This window comes from Parapedobacter defluvii (assembly GCF_014642075.1).
Classification (GTDB): domain Bacteria; phylum Bacteroidota; class Bacteroidia; order Sphingobacteriales; family Sphingobacteriaceae; genus Parapedobacter; species Parapedobacter defluvii.
Window position 1 is genome coordinate 194919 of record NZ_BMIK01000004.1, and the last position, 20930, is coordinate 215848.

General features: G+C 51.2%; 12 protein-coding genes. 3 read left to right on the forward strand and 9 right to left on the reverse strand.

Features of this window, described 5'->3' with window-relative positions; all coding sequences use genetic code 11:
- Nucleotides 1–19 precede the first annotated feature (19 nt).
- The 6 genes from IEX60_RS09025 to IEX60_RS09050 form a co-directional block, all read right to left on the reverse strand.
- The gene (locus IEX60_RS09025; protein ID WP_188749723.1) at nt 20–1747 is read right to left on the reverse strand and encodes a glycoside hydrolase family 32 protein; all 1728 of its coding nucleotides are present in this window, start codon (nt 1745–1747) and stop codon (nt 20–22) included.
- A 21-nt stretch (nt 1748–1768) separates the two neighbouring features.
- Nucleotides 1769–3469 carry a glycoside hydrolase family 32 protein gene (locus IEX60_RS09030; RefSeq protein ID WP_188749726.1) on the reverse strand — a complete coding sequence of 567 codons (1701 nt, stop codon included), beginning with the start codon at nt 3467–3469 and terminating at the stop codon, nt 1769–1771.
- Nucleotides 3470–3480: 11 nt separating this feature from the next.
- Entirely contained in the window at nt 3481–5253 is a 1773-nt protein-coding gene (locus IEX60_RS09035; RefSeq protein WP_229717489.1) for a RagB/SusD family nutrient uptake outer membrane protein, read from the reverse strand.
- A 23-nt stretch (nt 5254–5276) separates the two neighbouring features.
- Nucleotides 5277–8441 carry a SusC/RagA family TonB-linked outer membrane protein gene (locus IEX60_RS09040; protein WP_188749728.1) on the reverse strand — a complete coding sequence of 1055 codons (3165 nt, stop codon included), beginning with the start codon at nt 8439–8441 and terminating at the stop codon, nt 5277–5279.
- A gap of 187 nt (nt 8442–8628) precedes the next feature.
- Complete coding sequence (locus tag IEX60_RS09045) at nt 8629–9585, reverse strand: carbohydrate kinase family protein (RefSeq protein WP_188749729.1); 957 nt, start codon at nt 9583–9585, stop codon at nt 8629–8631.
- On the reverse strand, nt 9585–10910 hold the full coding sequence (locus IEX60_RS09050; RefSeq protein WP_188749731.1) for a sugar porter family MFS transporter: 1326 nt from the start codon (nt 10908–10910) through the stop codon (nt 9585–9587). Before IEX60_RS09050 ends, IEX60_RS09045 begins: the two co-directional genes overlap by 1 nt.
- A 329-nt stretch (nt 10911–11239) precedes the next feature.
- Between IEX60_RS09050 and IEX60_RS09055 the strand changes: the two genes are divergently transcribed.
- The 3 genes from IEX60_RS09055 to IEX60_RS09065 all read left to right on the forward strand — a co-directional run bounded on the left by IEX60_RS09055 (nt 11240) and on the right by IEX60_RS09065 (nt 16175).
- Nucleotides 11240–14020, forward strand: a complete 2781-nt coding sequence (locus IEX60_RS09055; RefSeq protein WP_188749733.1) for a hybrid sensor histidine kinase/response regulator transcription factor — start codon at nt 11240–11242, stop codon at nt 14018–14020.
- A 64-nt stretch (nt 14021–14084) separates the two neighbouring features.
- On the forward strand, nt 14085–14870 hold the full coding sequence (locus IEX60_RS09060) for a carboxylesterase family protein (RefSeq protein WP_188749735.1): 786 nt from the start codon (nt 14085–14087) through the stop codon (nt 14868–14870).
- Nucleotides 14871–14927: 57 nt separating this feature from the next.
- Nucleotides 14928–16175, forward strand: a complete 1248-nt coding sequence (locus tag IEX60_RS09065) for an ABC transporter permease (RefSeq protein WP_188749737.1) — start codon at nt 14928–14930, stop codon at nt 16173–16175.
- Between the two features lie 32 nt (nt 16176–16207).
- On the opposite strand, the gene IEX60_RS09070 is transcribed toward IEX60_RS09065, so the two are convergent.
- The 3 genes from IEX60_RS09070 to IEX60_RS09080 are packed head-to-tail and all read right to left on the reverse strand — an operon-like array spanning nt 16208 to nt 20927.
- On the reverse strand, nt 16208–18238 hold the full coding sequence (locus tag IEX60_RS09070; protein WP_188749739.1) for a beta-L-arabinofuranosidase domain-containing protein: 2031 nt from the start codon (nt 18236–18238) through the stop codon (nt 16208–16210).
- On the reverse strand, nt 18235–19821 hold the full coding sequence (locus tag IEX60_RS09075) for an MGH1-like glycoside hydrolase domain-containing protein (RefSeq protein ID WP_188749741.1): 1587 nt from the start codon (nt 19819–19821) through the stop codon (nt 18235–18237). Before IEX60_RS09075 ends, IEX60_RS09070 begins: the two co-directional genes overlap by 4 nt.
- On the reverse strand, nt 19818–20927 hold the full coding sequence (locus IEX60_RS09080) for a glycoside hydrolase family protein (RefSeq protein ID WP_188749743.1): 1110 nt from the start codon (nt 20925–20927) through the stop codon (nt 19818–19820). Before IEX60_RS09080 ends, IEX60_RS09075 begins: the two co-directional genes overlap by 4 nt.
- Nucleotides 20928–20930: the final 3 nt, after the last annotated feature.

The following is a 20930-nucleotide window of genomic DNA, read 5'->3' on the forward strand; positions in this document are numbered from 1 at the left end:
CTTCAATCTATTTTACGATTTACAAACGCGAATCCCCATAGATGCTTTTCATCTGCCAGGCATCCAATGATTTCAGTTGGGCATTACCCCCCTTGGCGACAATCGAAACGCCTACGCTATCATCCCTACCCGGGTATACGCGTGCAGCCACACACTGCTTCCCGTTTACGAATACTTCTACCACGCTTTTATCGATAAACACCCGCAGTTTCACCGTTTCACCCGGAGCAATGTTTACGGGTGCGGTTTCCGGTGCGCGGAATTGTACATCCGTCAGTGTCGAGGCGTTGGACGTTTCGATGGAGATCAAGCTTTCCCGTTGCCGCCGGTTGTCCGGTCTGGGGGTCTCGTCTCCGGTGAACAACTTTACGAGGTCAAGGGGCATGGAAGCGGTGCCCGGTCCGGATTGGTAGTCCAACCCCTTGGAGAATCCTTTCTCTTTAAAGAACGAAATGCGGGTGTATTCTTCCTTGTCTGGAGAGCGCAGTACATTCAATTCGACCAGCTGAGCGGTTTGGGGATCGATTTCGGCGATGATCTCCATGGCGTTACCGTTGATTTCCGTTAAGGGTATCTCCTGGTTGGATGGCAAATTCAGGGTGCCCACGTGGCGGGGATCGTAGCGGAGGCTCTCCATGGCCTCTACCGGCTCTTGGAGGAGTTCGTCCTTTCCGGCCAGGGTCAACCGCCGGGGCAGGGTCATGATTTGATTCCAACCTTCGGTGGGCTTGCCGGGATTCATGTTGAATATAACGATTACGCCACCTTTGCCATCGGGTGCGGCCGATGGGGCGTGCACGCCGGATGGGCTTACGGCTCCATGGTTATACTTCCCGCCGGAGGTGACGACGAACCTATCGTTTTTCTTGTCATAGTCGCCCAGGAGGTACTGTCCGCCGCTCATGTGGCTGAAGAAATTCAGAATATATCGGTCTCCGATTGGCCAGAAATAGGGGCATGCACCATCGTCGCCAATCTGCGTGAAGCGGTCGCCCTCCACAAATTCATGCAGGTACTCCCAATTGATCAGGTCTTTGGAGCGAAATAGGAAATCGGCCCTTACCGGCCTGCCCCCCGGTCCCTCGGGCACCCTTCCGGCGGAAAGCGAGTAATAATATTCCCCTTTTTTCCAGATGGACGGGTCGAATACGCTATACGGCAATTGCCGGCCGTCGGTGCTTACCGAGGGGATCACGGCCCCATCGCCCACTTTTTCCCAGTTCAGCAACAGCGGATCCTTGGCGATCGCCACCATGTTTCCCACGCCCGTTCCATGATACATTGCGATTACGCGGTCGCCGTCAACCAAGGTGGAACCCGAATAGACCTGTTTTTCGGGGTTTGGATAAATGGCGTAAGGAAGATCCTGCCAATGCACGAGGTCTTTGCTGACCGCATGCCCCCAGTGCTGCCGGGGGTCTTCGGGCGGATAGGCTTGGTAAAAAAGATGCCAATTGCCCTGCCAATAGCAAAGGCCATTGGGATCGTTCAGGTTCCCCTCGGGATTCACATAATGATAGATGGGACGGAAACGATCTGCCGCAAGCTTCGCGCGCGATGCGTTCAGGCGTTGCAGCAGCCGGTTTGTTTTCAGGGCGGCCTCTTGCTCGGGCAACGTATTGGGAAACGAGAACTTCGGTACTTTGGAGGTGTAATCCGGTTTTTCGGTCTGCGCAAAAGAGACCGCTACGTTTGCTCCGATAAGGGCTAGCAGATAGGTTGATCTGAAAAAGCGCTTTGTTGTCATGGGATCCGTTTTTTTCAAGGTCTACTCATATATGTTTTTCATCTGCCAGGCATCCAGCGATTTCAGTTGGGCCTCTTTGCCTTTTGAAAGCAAGGATACGCCCACGGCATCTTTGCGGCTGGGGTATATGCGCGCGGCCAGGCACTGCTTGCCGTTTACGAAAACTTCCACCACGCTCCGGTCTATGAACACGCGCAGCTGTAGGGTTTCGCCCCCATCCATCGTAAAAAATGCTGTTTCCGGTCCCCGTGGCATCACGTCCGGATGCAGGGAGGCAGAAGCGGTTTCCAGCGATATCAGGCTTTGACGCGCTGGCGGATTGGATGCCGGCGGTGATGAGGGACTTCCCTGACCGTCCGTTCGCAGGGGTGCGATTTGTCCATTCCGGTAGTCCCGGCCCGGTCCCATTCCCCGGTTCTTCATGAAGACAATGCGGGTAAACTCTTCCTTGCCCGCCGAGCGTAAGACATTCAATTCCAATACCGGGGCATCCTGTGGGTCGATTTCCATCAAAAGCTCCATTGCATTTCCCTTGACATTGTTCAGGACGACCTCTTTGTTGGCGGGGAGTGTCATGGGCTGCACGGATACATGCTGATGCCTCAGTGATTCGAGGTCTCCTGCGGGTTCCTGTCCGATTTCGTCTTTACCGATCAGGGTAAGCCTGCGGGGCAGGGACATGATTTGGTTCCATTCGCCTGTCGGCTTGCCCGCGTTTATGTTGAATAGCACGATAACGCCTCCCTTGCCATCCGGTGTGGCCGAGGGTGCGTGTACGCCGGAGGGGGTTGCCGGACCGAAGTTGAATTTTCCCGCACTGGTGACGTCGAATTTATGACGCACGGTGTCATAATCCCCCAATAGGTATTGGCCGCCGCTCATGTGGCTGAAGAAAGGCATGATGTACCGATCGCCTATGGGCCAGAAATAAGGGCATGCGTAGTCATCCCCGATTAGGGTGAAACGATCGTTTTCAACAAATTCGTGCATGTATTCCCAGTTGGCTAGGTCCTTTGACCGGAACAAATACCCCACCGGTACCTGCCGGTTTCCGGGACCTTTGGGTGCCCGTCCGGCAGACAGTGAATAATAGACGTCGCCGTGTTTCCAAATGGAAGGGTCGAATACGCTGTAGGGAAGCGGGAATCCCGCTTTCCCCCGCAGGGGAATGACGGCATTTCCCGTTACCTTTTCCCAATTCAGCAATAGGGGGTCGCTGGAGACCGCCACCATGTTGCCGGCTTCCGTGCCGTGATACATGGCGATTGCACGATCATCCTCCACGTACACCGACCCGGAGAATACCGCCCGCTCCGGACTTGGGTAGATGGCGTAGGGCAGGTCTTTCCAGTGGACGAGGTCTGGGCTGATGGCATGACCCCAATGCTGCCGGGGGTCTTCCGGCGGATATGCTTGGTAGAAAAGATGCCAGTTTCCCTGCCAGTAGCTCAATCCGTTGGGATCATTCAGCGTGCTTTCCGGACTTACGAAGTGATAGAACGGCCGATAGGGATCGTTGGCCTGCTTTTTCCGGGATGCCTGAAAGCGTTTCGTCAGTTCGTTGTTTTCGAGCTCGGCTTGCTGCTCGGCCAGGGTTGTGGAAAACCGGTAGAACGGTACGGGCGACTTATATGGAGGACGGTCTGCCTGCGCAAAGCCAAACTCCACGTGTACCGAGGCGAGGGCCATTGCCGTGAATAGATATGCGAATTTCTTTTTCATTCCGTTTTTTCTTAGTAACCGGGATTTTGTTCATATAACCCATCCACCAAATCAATTTGTGCCTGAGGTATGGGGAGGTATTCATCTCTTCCGGCAGTGAATACGGCGCTGCTCAGGTGGGGCCGTAGGGCTTTCTCTTTTTGGAGATAGCCGTTAAGCACCTCGGCGGCGATGCCCCATCGCACCAGGTCGTGGAAACGGGGGCTCTCCATGGCGAACTCCAGGCGCCTCTCCCAGCGCAGGGCAAGCCGGGCGTTATCCTTGGTCCAGGGCAGGTTGCTTCCGTCATACAGTCCCAGCTTATAGTTGGAGAAACCCTGGCCGGCTTGCGGGTGACCCGCCGGATAGGTTGTCCAGGCCGTCGATGCCCATGCGCGTTCCCGGATGTGGTTGATGATGGGCCGGGCTTCTTCTTGCCGGTCCAATTCGATGAGGGCTTCCGCCTTCATCAGCAGGACGTCGTTGTATTGGAGGATGTCCCAGTTCTGGGCGCTGCCAAAGAAAGCCCCGCCTTTGCGAATTGCCCCGCTGCTCTGTAACTGTATTTCTTTCATGGGTAAGAAGTAGCCGTATACGGCGGGGGTTCTGGACCACGAGGGCTGAACCACAAAATCCACGTCGTATTTAAAGGGGTGGGAGACAACCCCTATCGTGTGATCCAAACGGGGGTCTACCGTGTTGGGGGCTTGGAAATCCCCGGGGGCACTCATGGGAGCGTCGTTGAAGTGCTCGAATTGGGGGAGACCGCTTGCCGGATTGGTTTTGAATGCATTGACCAGATTCTGGCTGGCGTGGTGAAACGAGCAGCATCCGTAAGCCGAAGCCATGTTATAATTGAGTCCATGCTCGAAATCCACCCTTCCCCAGGTTGTTCCATCGTCGAGGGAATATTGGATGGCAAATATCGACTCGCTGTTGTTTTCGTAGCCGTATGTCCATTTCTTCCCGAAGTTGTCAACCAGCGAATACTTGCCGGATTGGATGACCTGATCGGTAAGCGAAACCACGCTTTCCAGCTTTGCCCGGTCGATGCTGACCACGGCATGTGCATCGTTTTGCACGTATGCCTGGTACAGGCGGGTTTTGGCGAGGTAGGAGATGGCAGCCCATTTGTTGGGGCGGCCCACTTGTTGCTGGGCGTCCGGCAGGTGATCCACACCGTATTGGAAATCTTCGGCAATTTTATCCCACAATTGGTCGCTGGTAAACTGTCGGTTGGAAATGTTTTTGGTCTCTTCCTGGGGAACTGTATGATCGATCCACACCGGATAGTTGAACAGGCGCTTGAGGATAAACATCAGGTGCCCTCGTAAGAAACGCAATTCGGCCTGCCGTACGCTTTTGGCCTGCTGTAGCCCCGTGATGGCGTACTGATCGTCCGTAAACCCATCCAGTTTTAGCAAGGCGAGGTTAATACGGGAAATGGCTTGGTAAACCCCTATCCACGTATTGTTTTGGTAGCCGGCCACGGCGGGGGTGACCAAATGGTATTGTTCCAGGTCATTGATTGCCCCTTGGTCTGCGACGCCGCTTCCGCCTTTATAGGCATCGTCTGAGCGGATGCTTCCCCAAACATAGTCACTGTTCCAGGTAAAGTTCCAACCCGTATTGGAGACGCCGGCGTAGGCGGCGATAATCAAATCTTCTGTTTTCTGGACACTATTCAGGTCGGTTTCCAATATCACCCCTTCGGGCGTGACATCCAGAAAGGATTCCGAACAGGAGAGGGCTGTACCCCCTATCAGGGCAATCGCAACCGCGAATAATTGATTCCTTCTCATCATTTTATGTATTAAGGATTACCTAATTAAAATTGTATATCAAGTCCAACGGTATACCGGATGGGACGTGGGTAGATGGCACCCGGTGTTTCGGGGTCCGGACCTGTAAAGATCTTGTCTTTCGATTTGTTGAAGAACAGCAGCGCATTGTCTGCGACCCCGTAAATGCGGACGGAGCCGAGTTTTGCAGCCCTGGTCAGTCGCTCGGGCAGGGTATAGCCCAGTTGGATCTGCTGGATCTTGAAATAGTCGCCCGAGACCAGAAAGTAGTCTGAAGCCCGCAATTCGTTATTGGCATTTACGAGGGAAAGTGCGGGAATGTTGGAACCCCTGTTTTCGGGTGTCCATGCATCGAGCAGCCGCGAGCCTTTATTTACCCCCGAAGCGGTACCCAAGAAGTCCGTGTAGTTTTTGCTGCCATCATTCACCGTGACGTGTCCTACCCCGCGCATGAATACAGCGAGGCTGAAGTTTTTGTAACCCACCTGGACGTTTACCCCATATATGAAGCCCGGAAGTTCAGTGCCCAACCAGTCCTGATCAAGTGCATTGATGGTACCGTCGCTGTTTAAATCGCGGTACCGTATCCTCCCAATCCCTTTGCCGGGTTGGGTAGCGTGTGCATCAACCTCTTCCTGGGATTGGAAAAGCCCATCGGTGACATAGCCAAACAGCGAGGAACGCGAGCGGCCCAGGATGTCTTTCTCCACGTTTCCGGGGAAAGAGCGTACCACGGATGACGGCAGGTAAGTGATTTCATCGTGGAAGTGCGAGACATTTCCCGTAATGGAATAAAACAGGTCACCTTGCTGATCTTGATAACCCAGTGATACCTCAAAGCCTTTATTCAGCATGGTTGCCCCATTGACCGTTTTGGCTGCCCCTTCTCCCAGTACGCCCGGAGTTGGTGGCGTTACCAGGATATCGGATGTCTCCCGGTTGAAATAGTCGAACGATCCGGTGAGCCGGTTAGCCAGGAATCCGAAATCGAGCCCCACATTCAGCTCATTGGTGGTTTCCCAGCGCAGGTTGGGGTTAGCCGATTGCTTGGCCACGTAACCCGAGTGCAGGTTGCCGGTATTGTCGCCGTTGATGTCGTAGGCTGTACCCGTTGCCCGGATGGTCGATTCCACCGTACCGTAATTGGTGACAAATGTCTGGAACCGCGAATAGTCGCCGATTTCCTGGTTACCTGTTTTACCCATACCTGCCCGGAGTTTCAAGTTTGATACCCAATCCAGCTGATTCTTGATGAACCCCTCGTTGCTGACCACCCATCCCACGGAAACGGCGGGAAACATGCCGAATTTATTGTTTTCTCCAAACCGCGATGAACCGTCGTAACGCAGGGTAGCTGAAAGCAGGTAGCGCTCGTCAAACGAGTAGTCAGCTTTACCGAAGTACGACACAAGCTGGTTGCCCAATGAAAATCCGTCATTGGATGCGATGCCCGTACCGGCCCCGAGTTGGAAGTATTCGTCGCTTTGTACAGCAAAACCCTGTTTGAGCGATTGATAGTATTTGATGGAGTTCTTGATGGCTTCCATACCGCCCATCACATTCAGGCGTGATTTGTTTTGGATATACAGGTAGTTGATGGTACTGGACCAGGTCCAATTGAATACGTTGCGCTGTGCGACGGAGAGGTTGTTAACGGTGCGGTTGATGAAACCGTGGGAATATGTACGTTCGATGTTCCGGTCGTTGTTATATGTATAGTCGATACCGAAGTTTGACCGGAAAGTAAGGTTTTTAATCGGCTTGAAGTCAAGGTAGGCATTTCCGAATGTCTGGAGGTCGGAATTGGTGTCGTCCTTATCCAGATCAGCCAGGAAAACCGGATTCATCCGATCGGAAAATCCGCTTCCGATGGGGCCGGCAAACGAGCCATCCAGCTTGCGTACGGGGAGGATGGGTAGTATCGTCGTGGCCAATTGGATGGGATTGGACCCTACGGGAACCAAACGGCTCTTTCCGGTGGCATCCCATCCCGCCTGGCCGTACTGATCGCCGCCCATTGGGTTTTCTTTTGCCTTGATGATCTGGAAGTTTTCGCCGATTTTGAGTTTGCCATTGAACAAGTTGACCGAGTTATTTGCCCGGCCGCTAAACCGGTCGTAGGCGTTGTTGATTACCGTTCCCGAATTGGAGAAATAGCCGAAGCTAAACAGCGTGGCACTCTTGTCATTGCCTGCGGAGAACGTAACATTGGTATTGCTGACAATCCCGGTTTTGAACACTTCATCCTGCCAGTCGGTATTTGCGGAGGGGATGTTGGTATCGCCATTGATGTATTGTACGGGAATGACGCGTTGCAATGTCTTCGCGCTACCCTCTCCGGTTTCTTCAAAGCTATACAATGCCGAATGGGCGGAGGTGGGGGTTCCGTCATTGACCGAAGCCCGCCACAGTGCGCGCCCGTAGGTCTCCGTATCGAGCATATCGATGCGCCGGTTGATGCTGGCGGCGGTGATGCTTGAATTGACCGATACACTTACCTTGTCTTTGCCCTGCTTGGTCGTGACGACGATGACGCCATTGGACGCGCGCGATCCGTATATGGAAGCGGCCGAAGCATCTTTTAATACCTGCATGGACTCAATGGTATTGGGGTCCATGAACTGAAGGATGTTGGGGTCCGTGGTAGGTATTCCGTCGATGATATACAACGGGCTTGTATTACCCAGTGTATTTTGCCCCCGTATGCTTACCGTACGGGCCCGCCCGCTGGACGAGCCGTCCGACTGGATATACAGGCCCGGTACTTTGCCCTGGATGTTTTGGAGTACGCTACCCGACGGGATGTCTTTTGAATCTTTCATATCAACCACGGCTACCGACCCCGTCAGGTCGGCTTTGCGCTGCACTTGGTAGCCGGTTACCACCACCTCTTCCAGGGCTAGGTTGATGTCCAGCTGGATTTGGATGGGGGCAATATCCGTTATTTTGTGGGTTTTTGGCTCAGCACCCACCAATGAAAAGCGCAATGTTTGTCCTACGGACGCGCCGATGTGGAATGTACCATTTTGGTCCGTTTTTGCACTTAAGTTGGTTTCCACGACAGTAACTGTCACCAACTCAAGCGGTTCTCCGTTTGCATCGGTCACCTGACCGGTGATCTGCGATTCCTGGGCCTGCATCAGTTTGAAGAAGAGCCCAAAGCAAATCATGAATACTAATTTTTTGCTCATTTTTTTTGTATTAGAAATAAAACCTCACCACAGCAGAAAAGCCTTTCCGTGTGCGATTTACCCAATTGATTCATCGGTCATACCCGATATGGGGTATGCTTGGTTAGCCGGCCTGACTAGAACAGGCAGCGTTTCATTTTCTGTTTTTGTTTATTCATAATTCATTTTTAATTGGTTTTCAAATCATTTAGTTGTGCGGTGCTTTCTTATCCTCGCGTTTCCGGAGGGTATTTTCCCATATGAAATGATCCAGGTCTGCCCGGGAATAGTGCGGACAAGCTCCCGTTTTCGTGGTAACGTACGCCCCCAGTGCCGTAGCCAACTCCAACAGGGTTTCATTTCCTTCACCCCGCAGTTTCTGTACTAAGAAAGCGGCCAGGAAGGCATCGCCGCTTCCCACGGTATCCGTTACGGATACGCGAATGGCGGGGAAGTCCCGACGGGTACCCGGAGTATAGTATGAAGCTCCCTGTGCCCCTTTGGTTACGATGATTTCCCCTAATTCATAGCGCTCCTGTAATCGGCGGACCTTTTCGTCTTCGCTGCCCCTACCTATATCCAACCAATTGGATACCTGTGCCAGTTCATGGCTGTTGAGCTTGGCCGCATCGGCACGGCGGAACAATCCGTCGATAAGCTCCGGTGTATAATGAGGCGGTCTCAGGTTAACATCAAATAGGCGGTATTTGGCGTGATCGAGTAATTGCTGCAGGGTAGCGTGGCTTTGTGTGCTGCGTGCGGCCAGGCTGCCATATACCAATACATCCGAGGTATGGATCAACGTCGAGAGACGTGGATCATACTGGATGAAATCCCAAGCGACCGGTTCTAAAATTTGATAGGATACCTCGTTGTCTCTCCCGATGGTTGCCATGACGCGGCTTGTTTCGTACTGTTCATCGACCTGTACAAAATCAATCGCTATTCCCATGCCGCTGAGGAAATCCAATAGCGCCCTGCCGTCGGTGTCATCACCTATCCGGCTGACTAGGACACTGGGTATGCCTAATCTGCATAGGTGATAAGCGACATTCATGGGGGCACCGCCCGGTTTCCTGCCCGAGGGCAATACGTCCCACAACACCTCTCCATAACAAACGACCTGTTTACGCCCGGTTTCCATATCCGTTTTTTTTCTATCCATCAATGTATTAAGTTTCCGCCGATCTGCTCCAATGATTTCCCTTTGGTTTCGGGCATAAGGCGGATGACAAACAGGAGCTGAAGCACCATACACAACGCAAACACCAAGAACGTCGTACCCCCGCCTGCCCATTCGCTGAGCATCGGGAAGAAGAAAGTGATGACGGCGGCCATTACCCAGTGCGTCAGGCTGCCCAGCGTCTGCCCTTTTGCGCGCACCTCGTTTGGAAAGATCTCCGAGATGAATACCCAGATCACCGCTCCCTGCGAGAAAGCGAAGAACGCGATGTAAATCATCAGGTATACTGTCACGGCCAATCCATTGGGGTTTTCGGAATAAAAGGAGTGGGATACGAGTGCCAGCGCGGCAATCAATCCAACCGAGCCAATCAGCATCAATTTGCGTCTGCCCACTTTATCAATCACGTTGATGGCGATTAAGGTGAAGGTAAAATTGACTACCCCGATGCCCACGGTCGAGAGCAGGGAGCTTTGTGCTCCCAGTCCTGCCATCTCGAAAACGCGCGGTGCATAGTAGATGATGGCATTGATGCCCGAAACCTGGTTGAATACCGCAAAGGTAATCGCTAAGAACACGGGGAAGCGGTATTTTTTATTGAACAGCGAAGCCTGACTGTTGCCGTTTGCCGTGTTTGCGGAGGCTAAGATGGATTCCAGCTCTTCGTGGTAATTCAAGGGGTTGATTTTCTTCAAAACAGCTAAGGCAGATTCGCGGTTTTTGCGATATAGAAGTAGCCAACGGGGGCTTTCGGGTACGTAGTGAATGAGGAGGTAAAACAAGGCGGCGGGTAGTGCCTGTACACCAAGCATCCATCGCCACGAATTTTCGCCCCCCTGTCCGATGAGGTAATTGGAAAGGTAAGAAACGAGGATGCCAAGTACCACATTGAACTGGAAAAGACCCACGAGGCGGCCGCGCTTGTCTGCCGGTGATATTTCTGAGATGTAAATGGGTGCAGTTACCGATGAGACCCCTACACCGATGCCACCCAAAAACCTGAAAAGAATAAATAGGTACCAATCCTGCGCAAGGGCTGTGCCAAGGGCCGAGAAGAAATACAGGGCGGCGATAACGAACAACGTACGCTTTCGACCGAACCTGTCGGAAGGATAGGCACCCATCAGGGCACCGACTACCGTACCCACCAGGGCGATAGCCATCGTAACGCCATGCTGTATTTCACTGAGGTTCCAATGGAGTTGGACGGATTTTTCTGCCCCGGATATGACGGCGGTATCAAAGCCGAAAAGAAAACCACCCAAAGCCACCACGAACGACCATGCAATTACTGTGTTTTTTGTCATAAGGAATGTTACGTTTATAAATTGGTGCAATCAGCAGCAAATGTATGGGGGTTGGGATTTCGCGATGTTCAGGATTGTTGCAAAATCATTCAGTTTTTGTTTTTTTAAACAAATAGCTTATAATCAGCTTGTTGTATAATTTTCAAACTAAACGGATTTCAATTTTGTATCGGGACTTTCAATAATTGAACACAGAATCGGCTAGGTTTTGCTGTTTTATCACAGGATGGGTTATATGAAAAGCAATTTTTCTTAACTTCACTTGTAATTATAAACCCGGTGAAAAATGGTATAAAAAACCATTCAGGATCTTTTGACGGTAAAAAACGATGAGAAAATCTTGGATTATCATATGCTTGGTAGCACTTATGCAAGCTTGTGGTTTGGGAGACCATAAACCGGCGTATCGCATCGCGTTTTCACAGTGTGTGGGATCCGATGCATGGCGGCAAACCATGTTGGAGGAAATGAAACGAGAACTTTCGTTTTACCCCGACGTGGAGTTTATCTATCGCGACGCGGATAACAGCAGTGAGTTACAAATACGGCAGTTGCACGAGTTGCAGCGTATGCGCCCCGACCTGATTATCGTGTCTCCCAATGAAGCAGAGCCGCTCACACCAGTCGTAGACGATATCTTTCGCAGTGGCACCCCGGTGATCGTGACGGACCGTAAAACAGCGTCCGGTCAATACCACGCATATGTGGGGGCTGACAACTATAAAATTGGTTACATGGCGGGTCAATACCTTGCCGAACAATTGGGTCGACGGGGCACAATCAGTGAGGTGACCGGATTGCCGGGATCTTCGGCGACCATCGAGCGGCAACGGGGATTGCACGATGCGTTAAACGCGTATCCGGGTATCCGGTTGCTGCTACAAGTGAATGGACAGTGGCTGATAGACGTAGCCCGGTCGCAGGTGGCACGGCAGGCAGCACAGTTGTCGACTGCGGATGCCATCTTCGCTTACAACGATCAAATGGCACTGGGAACCTATCAGGCATTACAGGAAGCATTGCCCGGTAATCGAATAAAGATTGTTGGGGTGGATGCACTGCCCGGGGAAAACAACGGCTTGCATTTTGTGGCCGAAAATGTATTGGACGCGTCCATGCTGTATCCCACGGGGGGCAAAGAATGCATCCAAACGGCGATGGCTATTCTCAAGGATCAACCTTATCAACGGGAGAATATTTTAGGGACGTTGGTTGTAGACTCTACCAATGTACAGTTGATGCGGCTGCAGACCGATAAAATCATCAGCCAGCAGCGGGACATTGATAAACAACAGCAGTTGTTTGCGGAGCAACAAAAAATATTCAGCAACCAGCGGCGGGTGCTTAACATCCTTGTGGTAAGTTTGGTACTTGTTGTGGTTTTCGCGGGGATTTCATTTTATTCGCTGAAAGCCAATTGGGATAAAAACAAGCAGTTGGAACACCAGAACCATGAAATCCTCGAACAGCAGCAGCGTATCCTGGAAATGACCAAGGAGGTGGAGCAGGCGGCGGAGGCAAAGATCAATTTCTTCACCAACATTTCCCACGAGTTCAAAACACCGCTCTCACTGATTCTGGTTCCCTTGGAGGAGCTGCTGAAAAACGGCAAACTGCCTGAAGGGACCCATCGTTCGCTTGCGCTCATCAAGCGGAACGCGTTGATTCTGCAGCACCTCGTTTCGCAATTGATAGACCTGCGGCGGGTTGGATACGAAGGGTTGCATATTAAGGCAAAGCGGCAAAGTTTGTTGCTGTTTTGCAGCAGTGTGGTTCAATGCTTCCGGCCGTTGGCACAACAACGGGCGGTAAACCTCCGATTAGAAAACGAAGCTTCGGAAACCACGTTGTGGTTTGATCAGGACCTGATGGAGAAACTGTTGTACAACCTGCTGTCAAACGCATTCAAGTTTACACCGGAAGGTGGTGACATTGTACTGCGGTTGACTGAACCGTCGTCTGACCGGGGCTGGGTGGAGATACAGGTAGTCGACACCGGTGTCGGTATCGCCGAGGCAGACCTTCCGCACCTGTTTGAACCGTTTTATCAGGGTGAAAACCATGCGCAGGGTTCGGGTATCGGCTTGGCACTGTGTAAGGAAATTGCATCGTTGCATCATGGCCGTATCGCCTTGTACAGTGAGCGGGGGTGTGGTACGACCGTGTCGATCTGCCTCCCGGGGGGCAGTGATCACCTTAGCGAGGAAGAGAAATTTGTTCCCGCTTTTCCGGAAACCGAACGAGATTTCCATCGCGTGGGCACCGAGTTGCCTATGTTGGATCCCAAGGTCGATGCGCGGGCAATGGAACAGGAGCAGGTAGGCGAAGTGGAGGGGTACGCAATGAATACACACTCCGTTTTGATTGTAGAAGACCACGCAGAAATGCGTCAATTTTTGGCAGACAAGTTTGCCGAGCGATTTACGGTCTTTACCGCCCCCGATGCGAAAGAAGGCTTTCGCGAGGCAGTCGAACAGTTACCCGATCTTATCCTTTCGGATGTACTGATGCCGAAGGAGTTGGGTACCGAACTTGTACGCAAGCTGAAAGCCGATGTACGGACGGCTACGATACCGGTGGTCTTGCTGACCGCCCGGGGAACGGATGAACAAATACGGACGGGCCTTGAGTCCATGGCGGATGCCTACCTGACCAAGCCATTCAATATGGATTATCTGCTGGTCGTGGCCCAAAACCTGATTGCCAACCGTAAGATTCTGCAACGGCATTTCAGCAGCGAAGTGGCAGAATTGCGGCCACCTGGTTACATCGCCGCTGCCGATAAGCGGTTTCTGAGTGAACTCGCATGGGTGGTAGAAGAAAACATCGCCAACAGTGAGCTGAATGTAGATTACCTTTGCGAGCGGTTGGCAGTATCCCGTATCCAACTATACCGGAAGGTTAAATCACTGCTGGATTGCAGCATCAACGACTATATTTCGGGCCACCGGTTGAAGCGTGCAAAGCTACTGCTGCAGCAAGACGTACCCATCAATAGCGTAGCTTATCAAACCGGTTTTTCCTCGCCTGCCTATTTTTCCACGGCCTTTAAGAATAAGTATGGGGTGTCACCCTCCGCATTCAAGAAGAATCTGGCAGATGTCGTTTAATTTTTGGCGGTACGGAATAAACTCGTATTTTTAGCGGTCAAAGTAGGTTGACCCATTTTGAATAATGAAAAGAAAACTGCTGTTTGTTTTAGGAAGTCTGTTTGTCTGTATGGGGGCGTATGCGCAGAATTTGTCTGACTTTGAGGCTAAGCAGCTGGTGTACAGGGGCGATACACTACCCTATCGCATACTATTCCCCGAAGGCTACGACCCCAATGGTAATTATCCCGTATTGTTTTTTCTCCATGGTGCGGGTGAGCGGGGAAATGACAACGAGAAGCAACTGGTTCATGGGGCAAATCTGTTTTTATCGGATAGTGTGCGCAAGGCGTTTCCAGCCATCGTCATCTTTCCGCAATGTCCTGCCGATTCGTACTGGAGCAATGTGGATATTCAATCGGGGGAAGGGGGTAGCCGGGAATTCTATTTCCGCACAGGTGGAAAGCCGTCTACAGCAATGGCATTATTCCTGCGTTTGGTAAAAGACGTGTTAAAAAATGAAGCGGTGGATGAACAGCGGGTCTATATCGGGGGGCTCTCTATGGGAGGAATGGGAACGTATGAAGCGCTGCGGCGCAAACCCAAGGTATTTGCGGGTGCCTTTGCCATCTGTGGGGGAGATCATACATCCAACGTCAAGAAATATGCCCATGTGCCGCTTTGGATATTTCATGGGGAACAGGACGATGTTGTGCCGTCAACGCACTCACATGCCATTGTTGCCGAATTGAAGCGGCTTGGTGCCAACCCGAAATACACGTTTTACCCGACAGCTAATCACAACAGCTGGGATTCCGCGTTTGCTGAACCTGACTTGCTCCCCTGGCTCTTCAGTCAACTAAATAAATAAGGGAAATCGTGTAACACCCTGCTGTGGACCGTGTCTAATTAGCGATAATTACGTGAGATGTCGGTGCAAATGTCCAATACGGAAAATGTAAAGCTGTCGCTGCAATCGATCAGCAGTAACAAGCTGCGTACTTTTTTGACGGCATTGATTATTGCGATCGGAATCACCGCACTGGTAGGAATTCTGACCTCAATCGACGCCATTAAAAGCTCACTTACCGACTCTTTTTCTGCGATGGGATCCAACTCGTTTAACATCCGCAACCGGGGAATCAATGTACAGATCGGGGGTGGGGGTACACGCCCAAAACAATTTGCCCCCATCACTTATTACCAGGCCAAGAATTTCAAAGACCAGTTTGATTATCCGGCTGTGGTATCGTTGAGCACGTATGCATCGACAGGAGCCATAGCGAAATACAAGAGCGAAGAGACCAATCCGAACATTAATATTCTCGGTGCGGATGAAAATTACTTGGAGACCGCCGGATATAAATTATCCTTAGGACGCAATTTTTCGCAGCGGGAGGTGGAATATGGAAGCAATGTTGTGATTGTGGGCTCCGAGATTGTTAAGCGGCTGTTTAAGAAGAATGAAGATCCGCTTGACGCATTCATCACGATCGGGAACGCGCGGTATTCGATCATCGGTGTGCTGGAAGACAAGGGTTCGAGCGGAGGCTTCGGCGGAGACAAAACCTGTGTAATTCCGCTATTGAAAGCCCGTGCCGTCATGGCTTTCGGGCAGCCTTCGTATACCATTACAGTGATGGTAGGAAACCCGCAGCATATGGATTCAGCAATCGGGGAAGCTACTGCTTTATTCCGCAATGTACGTGGTGTGCGGGTTGGTCAGGAGACTAATTTTGAAATCACGAAAAGCGACGCGGTGGCACAGATCCTGTTTGACAGTTTGATGTATGTGCGGTGGGGAGCCATTATCATCGCCTTGATTACACTTCTTGGTGCCTCCATTGGCCTGATGAACATCATGCTGGTATCGGTTACGGAGCGCACCCGGGAAATCGGCATACGCAAAGCCATCGGCGCTACACCCCGTGTTATCCGCAGGCAGTTTCTCACCGAAGCGGTGGTCATTTGCCTGATGGGAGGTTTTGCGGGCATCTTTCTTGGAATATTGATCGGTAATCTTTTGGCGGTGTTGATGGGAGCAAGTTTCATCATCCCCTGGCACTGGATTATACTGGGTGTTGCTGTGTGTGTGGGAGTGGGTATGGTATCGGGTTATTACCCCGCCTCAAAAGCCTCCCGGCTTGATCCGGTAGAGGCATTGAGGTATGAGTAGAGTGGGTTTGTAGCATTGCAGTTAACAGTATATTACCTATTGATAACGGGGAATTCCGAAATCCTCAACGTAGTACAACCATAGGGAATGAGTGTTATTTCTTCCTCCGGGGTGTCGATGTCTGGTTGATAGACATTGCTGTGAGGTTGCGGTCCGGCCATTCCATTATACAATTGCCATTGGGGCATCCGTTTTCCAATGGCTTTGATTTCGATGGGTGCATTTTCCAAGTTCCACGGATAATCCGGATCGGTGCCTTTTTTGTGCACCACTTTGAATACATGCTGGAGGTCATTTTGGGAAAAATCCAGGATGCCATAGTTCCAGGGAGATTCGGGATACACTTCAAAATAATGGGATCCAAACGTAGTATCACGATCTGTAAACGCCCTTTTTTCCCAACGCTCGGCTATCTTTAGTGCATATACCAAGGGTCCCCGCTCTACGGCTATGGAGTTTTCGTACCATTTACTGGTGTGTATGCCCATGGGAATCTCCAAGGTGATCGTGTCTCCTGACTTCCATGTGCGGTCAATTATGGCGATACCTCCATCTATGGACGACGGGAACCACGATTGACCATTTATTTTTATCTTGGGGTTGTCGCACCAGGAGGGCATCCGCAGGTGAAAAGGAAAATGTACGGAATCAACATCATCAAGTATGGAGATATGGAACCGTATAGATTCTTCGAACGGATAGCGGGTTTCCTCGGTAATTTTTACGTTTATCCCTTGGTTCACTTTTGCGGTAATCGTACTTGGTGCGTATACCAGTGCCCCCAGTCCGCCGTCATCGGTTGCATACCAGAGATTCTGTGTGAATTTCGGCCAGCCTTGATGCATGTTTGAAGTGCAGCATGGGTATCCGGAAAGCAATCCAAATATAACATCGGTGCCGTGGTGGTTGGTATTGAAATTATAAGCCCGGCGTTGGATCTGTACCTGATTGGCTTGCTGGAAATATTGCCTGGCCATAAAGTCGTCCGTGGCTTGGGTGGGCAGCGCATTGAAAGCAACGCGTTCCAAATGTTCCGCAAACTGAATATCGCCCGTGATTTCCAGCATTTTCTCCAGGGAGAACATCAATTCCACGGCCGAGCAGAACTCGGATCCCTGCGTAGGAACATTGCCATGCAGTCCCTCATCGCCACCGTACATGCCCTGAGGCTGTCCATTGAATTTCCGGATATCTGCAACGCCTCTTTTGACCGCATCCAGAAAGCGTTGATTGGGATTTTGTTGGTAATAGATGACCGGTTCTTTAATGCCTTGCGCAAGGTTGACACAGTGGATGCGGTTGATGCTGGTCAGCACTTCTCGTTCTTCGAATAGGGAGGTGAAGTCTATTCCCTGTTTGTGAAGTAGTTCCGCCAATGCCAACAGAGACTTTTCGCCGGTAATGTTATACAGCCAATACACTGCTTGAAGGTTGTCGCCTGAGCGATACGCTGCCCAGAAGGTCCAATGAGCGAGTGGTTTATCTTGCAGGGTGTTCAACTGGTAATGGAAATAGTTGGTCATCAGTTTGACGACACGTTCATCGTGCGTGGCTGAGTAGTATTGCTGCAAGATTTTCAGCATCACCATCTTTGGCCACCAGTCATGTGCATTGTCGCGTTGCAGACCGCGTTCGGGGCCATAGTCTGTATCCGGGCCAAAATAACCGTCGGGTTTCTGGCTGGCGATGGCCCATTCGATCCACGGTTGGACTTTAGCTTTCAGTGTGTCGTCGTCAAGCAGGTAAGCCAGGGGCAGCAATCCATCTATCCAATAAGGGCCACGTTCCCACTGATCGCCGTCGCCTCCCAGCCATCCGTTGCGTGCACCCATCACCGCCGGGTACAGTTGCTCCAATTGGCCGGTTGCACCATTTTTTTGTCTGATGAGCATCTCTCGTAGCCAACCATCGGGTTTAATGCTTCCCAAGGGCAACTCCATATACGGCTTGCTTTTCAATGGCGCACGGTTATTCAGGTAGTTTTGCGCAAAAGTTTGGTTGCAGGCAATGATGAACGCAATGAATATAAGCGCCCGCAATCTGTTTGTGATAGAATTATTCATAGTTCTATGGTGAGTTTTTGAAGTTGATCCGCTTCGGATCTAAGTATACCGTTGACGAATACCCGGAAGCCTTTTCCTTTTCCATACTTCATTCCGGTGCGATCGTATAACAGGGTTAGCGACTTGCCCCGATAGGGAATATAATCCAGGCAAAAATAATCCCAGGTATCGTTCGGGAGCAAGGGGTCGATGACCAGGGTGTCCGATTCTTCGGCACATAGGCCGATCAGTCCGGAGATCACAAGGTCGCAAAAAGAGGAATGATTGTAATCTTTTCCGCGTTCCACTCCTCCTTTTCCGGCAGACCAGCTTCCTTCGGACCAGTTTTTCAACCGGGTTCTTGCAATCCAGTCTCCGGTATAAGGGTTGAGGTTTTCATCGATCCAGGAGATTGTATTTCCATCCTCATCGATCCGCTGATGCGAACGGGCATAGGTAAGCAGCACTTCCAGGTAATCCCTTTTATTTACGACCTGTTGTTGGTAGCCATGTAGCAGGTTGGCCATCGCTTTGAGGGTGATGCTGGTGGCAAAGGGCCAGCTGGGGCCGTTCCACTGGCATTCGTGGCCGTCGTATGCTACCTTAAAATCCGGGTGACGCTGCTCGGCTGTCGTGGGGCCATAAGGAGCCCAGAATCCCGCTCGGTCCATGAGCTGCGCCCACGCAATCGAGTGGCGGTTTTCGGGGATGGAGAAGTACCAGGGGGTATAGCCGTGTAATTCGCGGACATCGGTTTTCTCAAGCGCAGAACTTCCCCTCGGAATGACCTTGAAAAAAGCGGCTTCTTCGTCCCAGAGTAAGTTAAGCAGCTTACTTTTTAGCTGGAAAGCTTTGGTGGCAAACCGTTCGCTGATGGCCTGCTTTCCCAGCCTGCTTGCGATTTCGGACAACGCTTTCGCATCGCCGTACATATAACTATTAATGGTTGCCCGGTATCCTTCCATATTGTTGCTTTGTATCCCGGAAATGGATACTTCCATCCCATCTCTGTTGTCCGACTGCCAAAATAGGCCGTTGGTGTCCAAATGGCTATTCTCCCACTCCCTGAAGTTGGTTTCCAGCAAGGGTAACATGTGGGCGAGAAACTCCCCATCGGGGTGGACCTTAGTGAATGCATGGATTGCATCAGCGGCCCAAAAGCTATACAGCCTCGGGCTACCGCCACCACTAAACCAGAATTTGGCATAGTCTCGTAGATATTGTGCATTCCTGAGCCAGCGGCCTTCGTAAAAGTGGTGAGCGGCTGGACAACTGATCGAATTGTATTTGCCAGCCCACGGTACTTCCGGCAGAAATTCGGTAATGATATATCCGTCAGGGGTATGTTTAATGTGTTTGCGATACGTCCACCACCGGAAATAGTAGGTTTGTTCCAGTTGTTTATCCGGACATTCAAAAAACGGAATGTTCTCCTGAATGAAAGCCCAGGCTTCGCTATTCGGGATGGCCTGCCGATACAGCTCGTTGTCATGTTGGTTGAATGCATCGATGTAGAACTTGAAATCCATCGGATTCAGCACCTGCGCTTCCGTTGCTGTTGGAGCAAGCAGCGTCACAAAAAGTAAGTGTTTCAATAACTTCATGGTTCCAACGTTGTATCAGTACGTAAATCTTTGGAAGTGGCAAGCACAATGACACGGCCTTGGTCACCCACTGCATTGTAGAAATGATAAACCACGTCGTTCCATTTGATTACCCAGGGTTTATGTGCGAATTGCTTATCATAGGGTTCGGATGGCGCGATTAGGTCTTCGCCTTCCCATGGTGTCCAATGAATCAGATCATAGGAACAAGCAAAACGTTCGAATGCTCCCGGGCGCCAGAAAGCGCCGAAGTAAAACATTACATACAGATCATTGATTTTGGTAATCTGTGCGTCTCCGCAGATGCCTTGATGCATGGTGATTAACGGTTGTTCGCCGTAGCGTTTCCAGTTTTCCAGGTCGTCAGAAACCGCCATGGCAATGCTTTCGAATCCCTCGCCGTTTGCATCTTTTTCCCGTCCTTTTGCATTGTAATACATGAGATACGGATGTCCCGTCACCCCCTCGGTATCTTCGATGATTAAACTTTTATAGATGGTCAGGTTATCGTACCACCGCGCATCGGCATCGGAAGCGGATAAAATCGGAGTTGGGTTGCGCGTCCATTCAAGAGGTTCCGTGATATCCTCCGTGGATGCCAACCCAATGCCCAGCTGACCTGCTTCGTATCCTTGGCTGGAGCCGCCCAGATAGGACAACCAATACCTGCCATTTTGTTGTCTCGGCTGATAGGTTCCTCCCCATTCGATGTCTATGAGCGACACATAACCGGCCTTCTGTGAAGCATCCCATGTGGTGTCTGTAAACGATAGAATACGCCCTTTGGTGTCCCAATGCAGAAGATCGGCGCTTTCTGCCAGCCATGTTTCATAGCCTTTGCCATCGAAAACGATATACGTCATGTACCACGTATTGTCCACCCGAAAGATCGTGGGGCTATCGACCATTTTGGTCGAATCCGGCGGAGCGAGGACGATACCGTATTTGTGGGGGGTCCTGACTGTTTCAAATACGGTATTCATGGTTTCTATGGATACCACCCGCTGGCTCTTGCTTGCACCGTTGTGATCGCATGCCATTGCGCACAACACAGTGACTGACAACAGACAGGAAATCCAATTGCTGGGGAGATGAATTTTCAACATTTT

Coding starts and splice junctions, on each gene's coding strand:
- IEX60_RS09025 (WP_188749723.1), bottom strand. CDS start 1,747: ATGACAACAAAGCGCTTTTTCAGATCAACCTATCTGCTAGCCCTTATC.
- IEX60_RS09030 (WP_188749726.1), bottom strand. CDS start 3,469: ATGAAAAAGAAATTCGCATATCTATTCACGGCAATGGCCCTCGCCTCG.
- IEX60_RS09035 (WP_229717489.1), bottom strand. CDS start 5,253: ATGATGAGAAGGAATCAATTATTCGCGGTTGCGATTGCCCTGATAGGG.
- IEX60_RS09040 (WP_188749728.1), bottom strand. CDS start 8,441: ATGAGCAAAAAATTAGTATTCATGATTTGCTTTGGGCTCTTCTTCAAA.
- IEX60_RS09045 (WP_188749729.1), bottom strand. CDS start 9,585: ATGGATAGAAAAAAAACGGATATGGAAACCGGGCGTAAACAGGTCGTT.
- IEX60_RS09050 (WP_188749731.1), bottom strand. CDS start 10,910: ATGACAAAAAACACAGTAATTGCATGGTCGTTCGTGGTGGCTTTGGGT.
- IEX60_RS09055 (WP_188749733.1), top strand. CDS start 11,240: ATGAGAAAATCTTGGATTATCATATGCTTGGTAGCACTTATGCAAGCT.
- IEX60_RS09060 (WP_188749735.1), top strand. CDS start 14,085: ATGAAAAGAAAACTGCTGTTTGTTTTAGGAAGTCTGTTTGTCTGTATG.
- IEX60_RS09065 (WP_188749737.1), top strand. CDS start 14,928: ATGTCGGTGCAAATGTCCAATACGGAAAATGTAAAGCTGTCGCTGCAA.
- IEX60_RS09070 (WP_188749739.1), bottom strand. CDS start 18,238: ATGAATAATTCTATCACAAACAGATTGCGGGCGCTTATATTCATTGCG.
- IEX60_RS09075 (WP_188749741.1), bottom strand. CDS start 19,821: ATGAAGTTATTGAAACACTTACTTTTTGTGACGCTGCTTGCTCCAACA.
- IEX60_RS09080 (WP_188749743.1), bottom strand. CDS start 20,927: ATGTTGAAAATTCATCTCCCCAGCAATTGGATTTCCTGTCTGTTGTCA.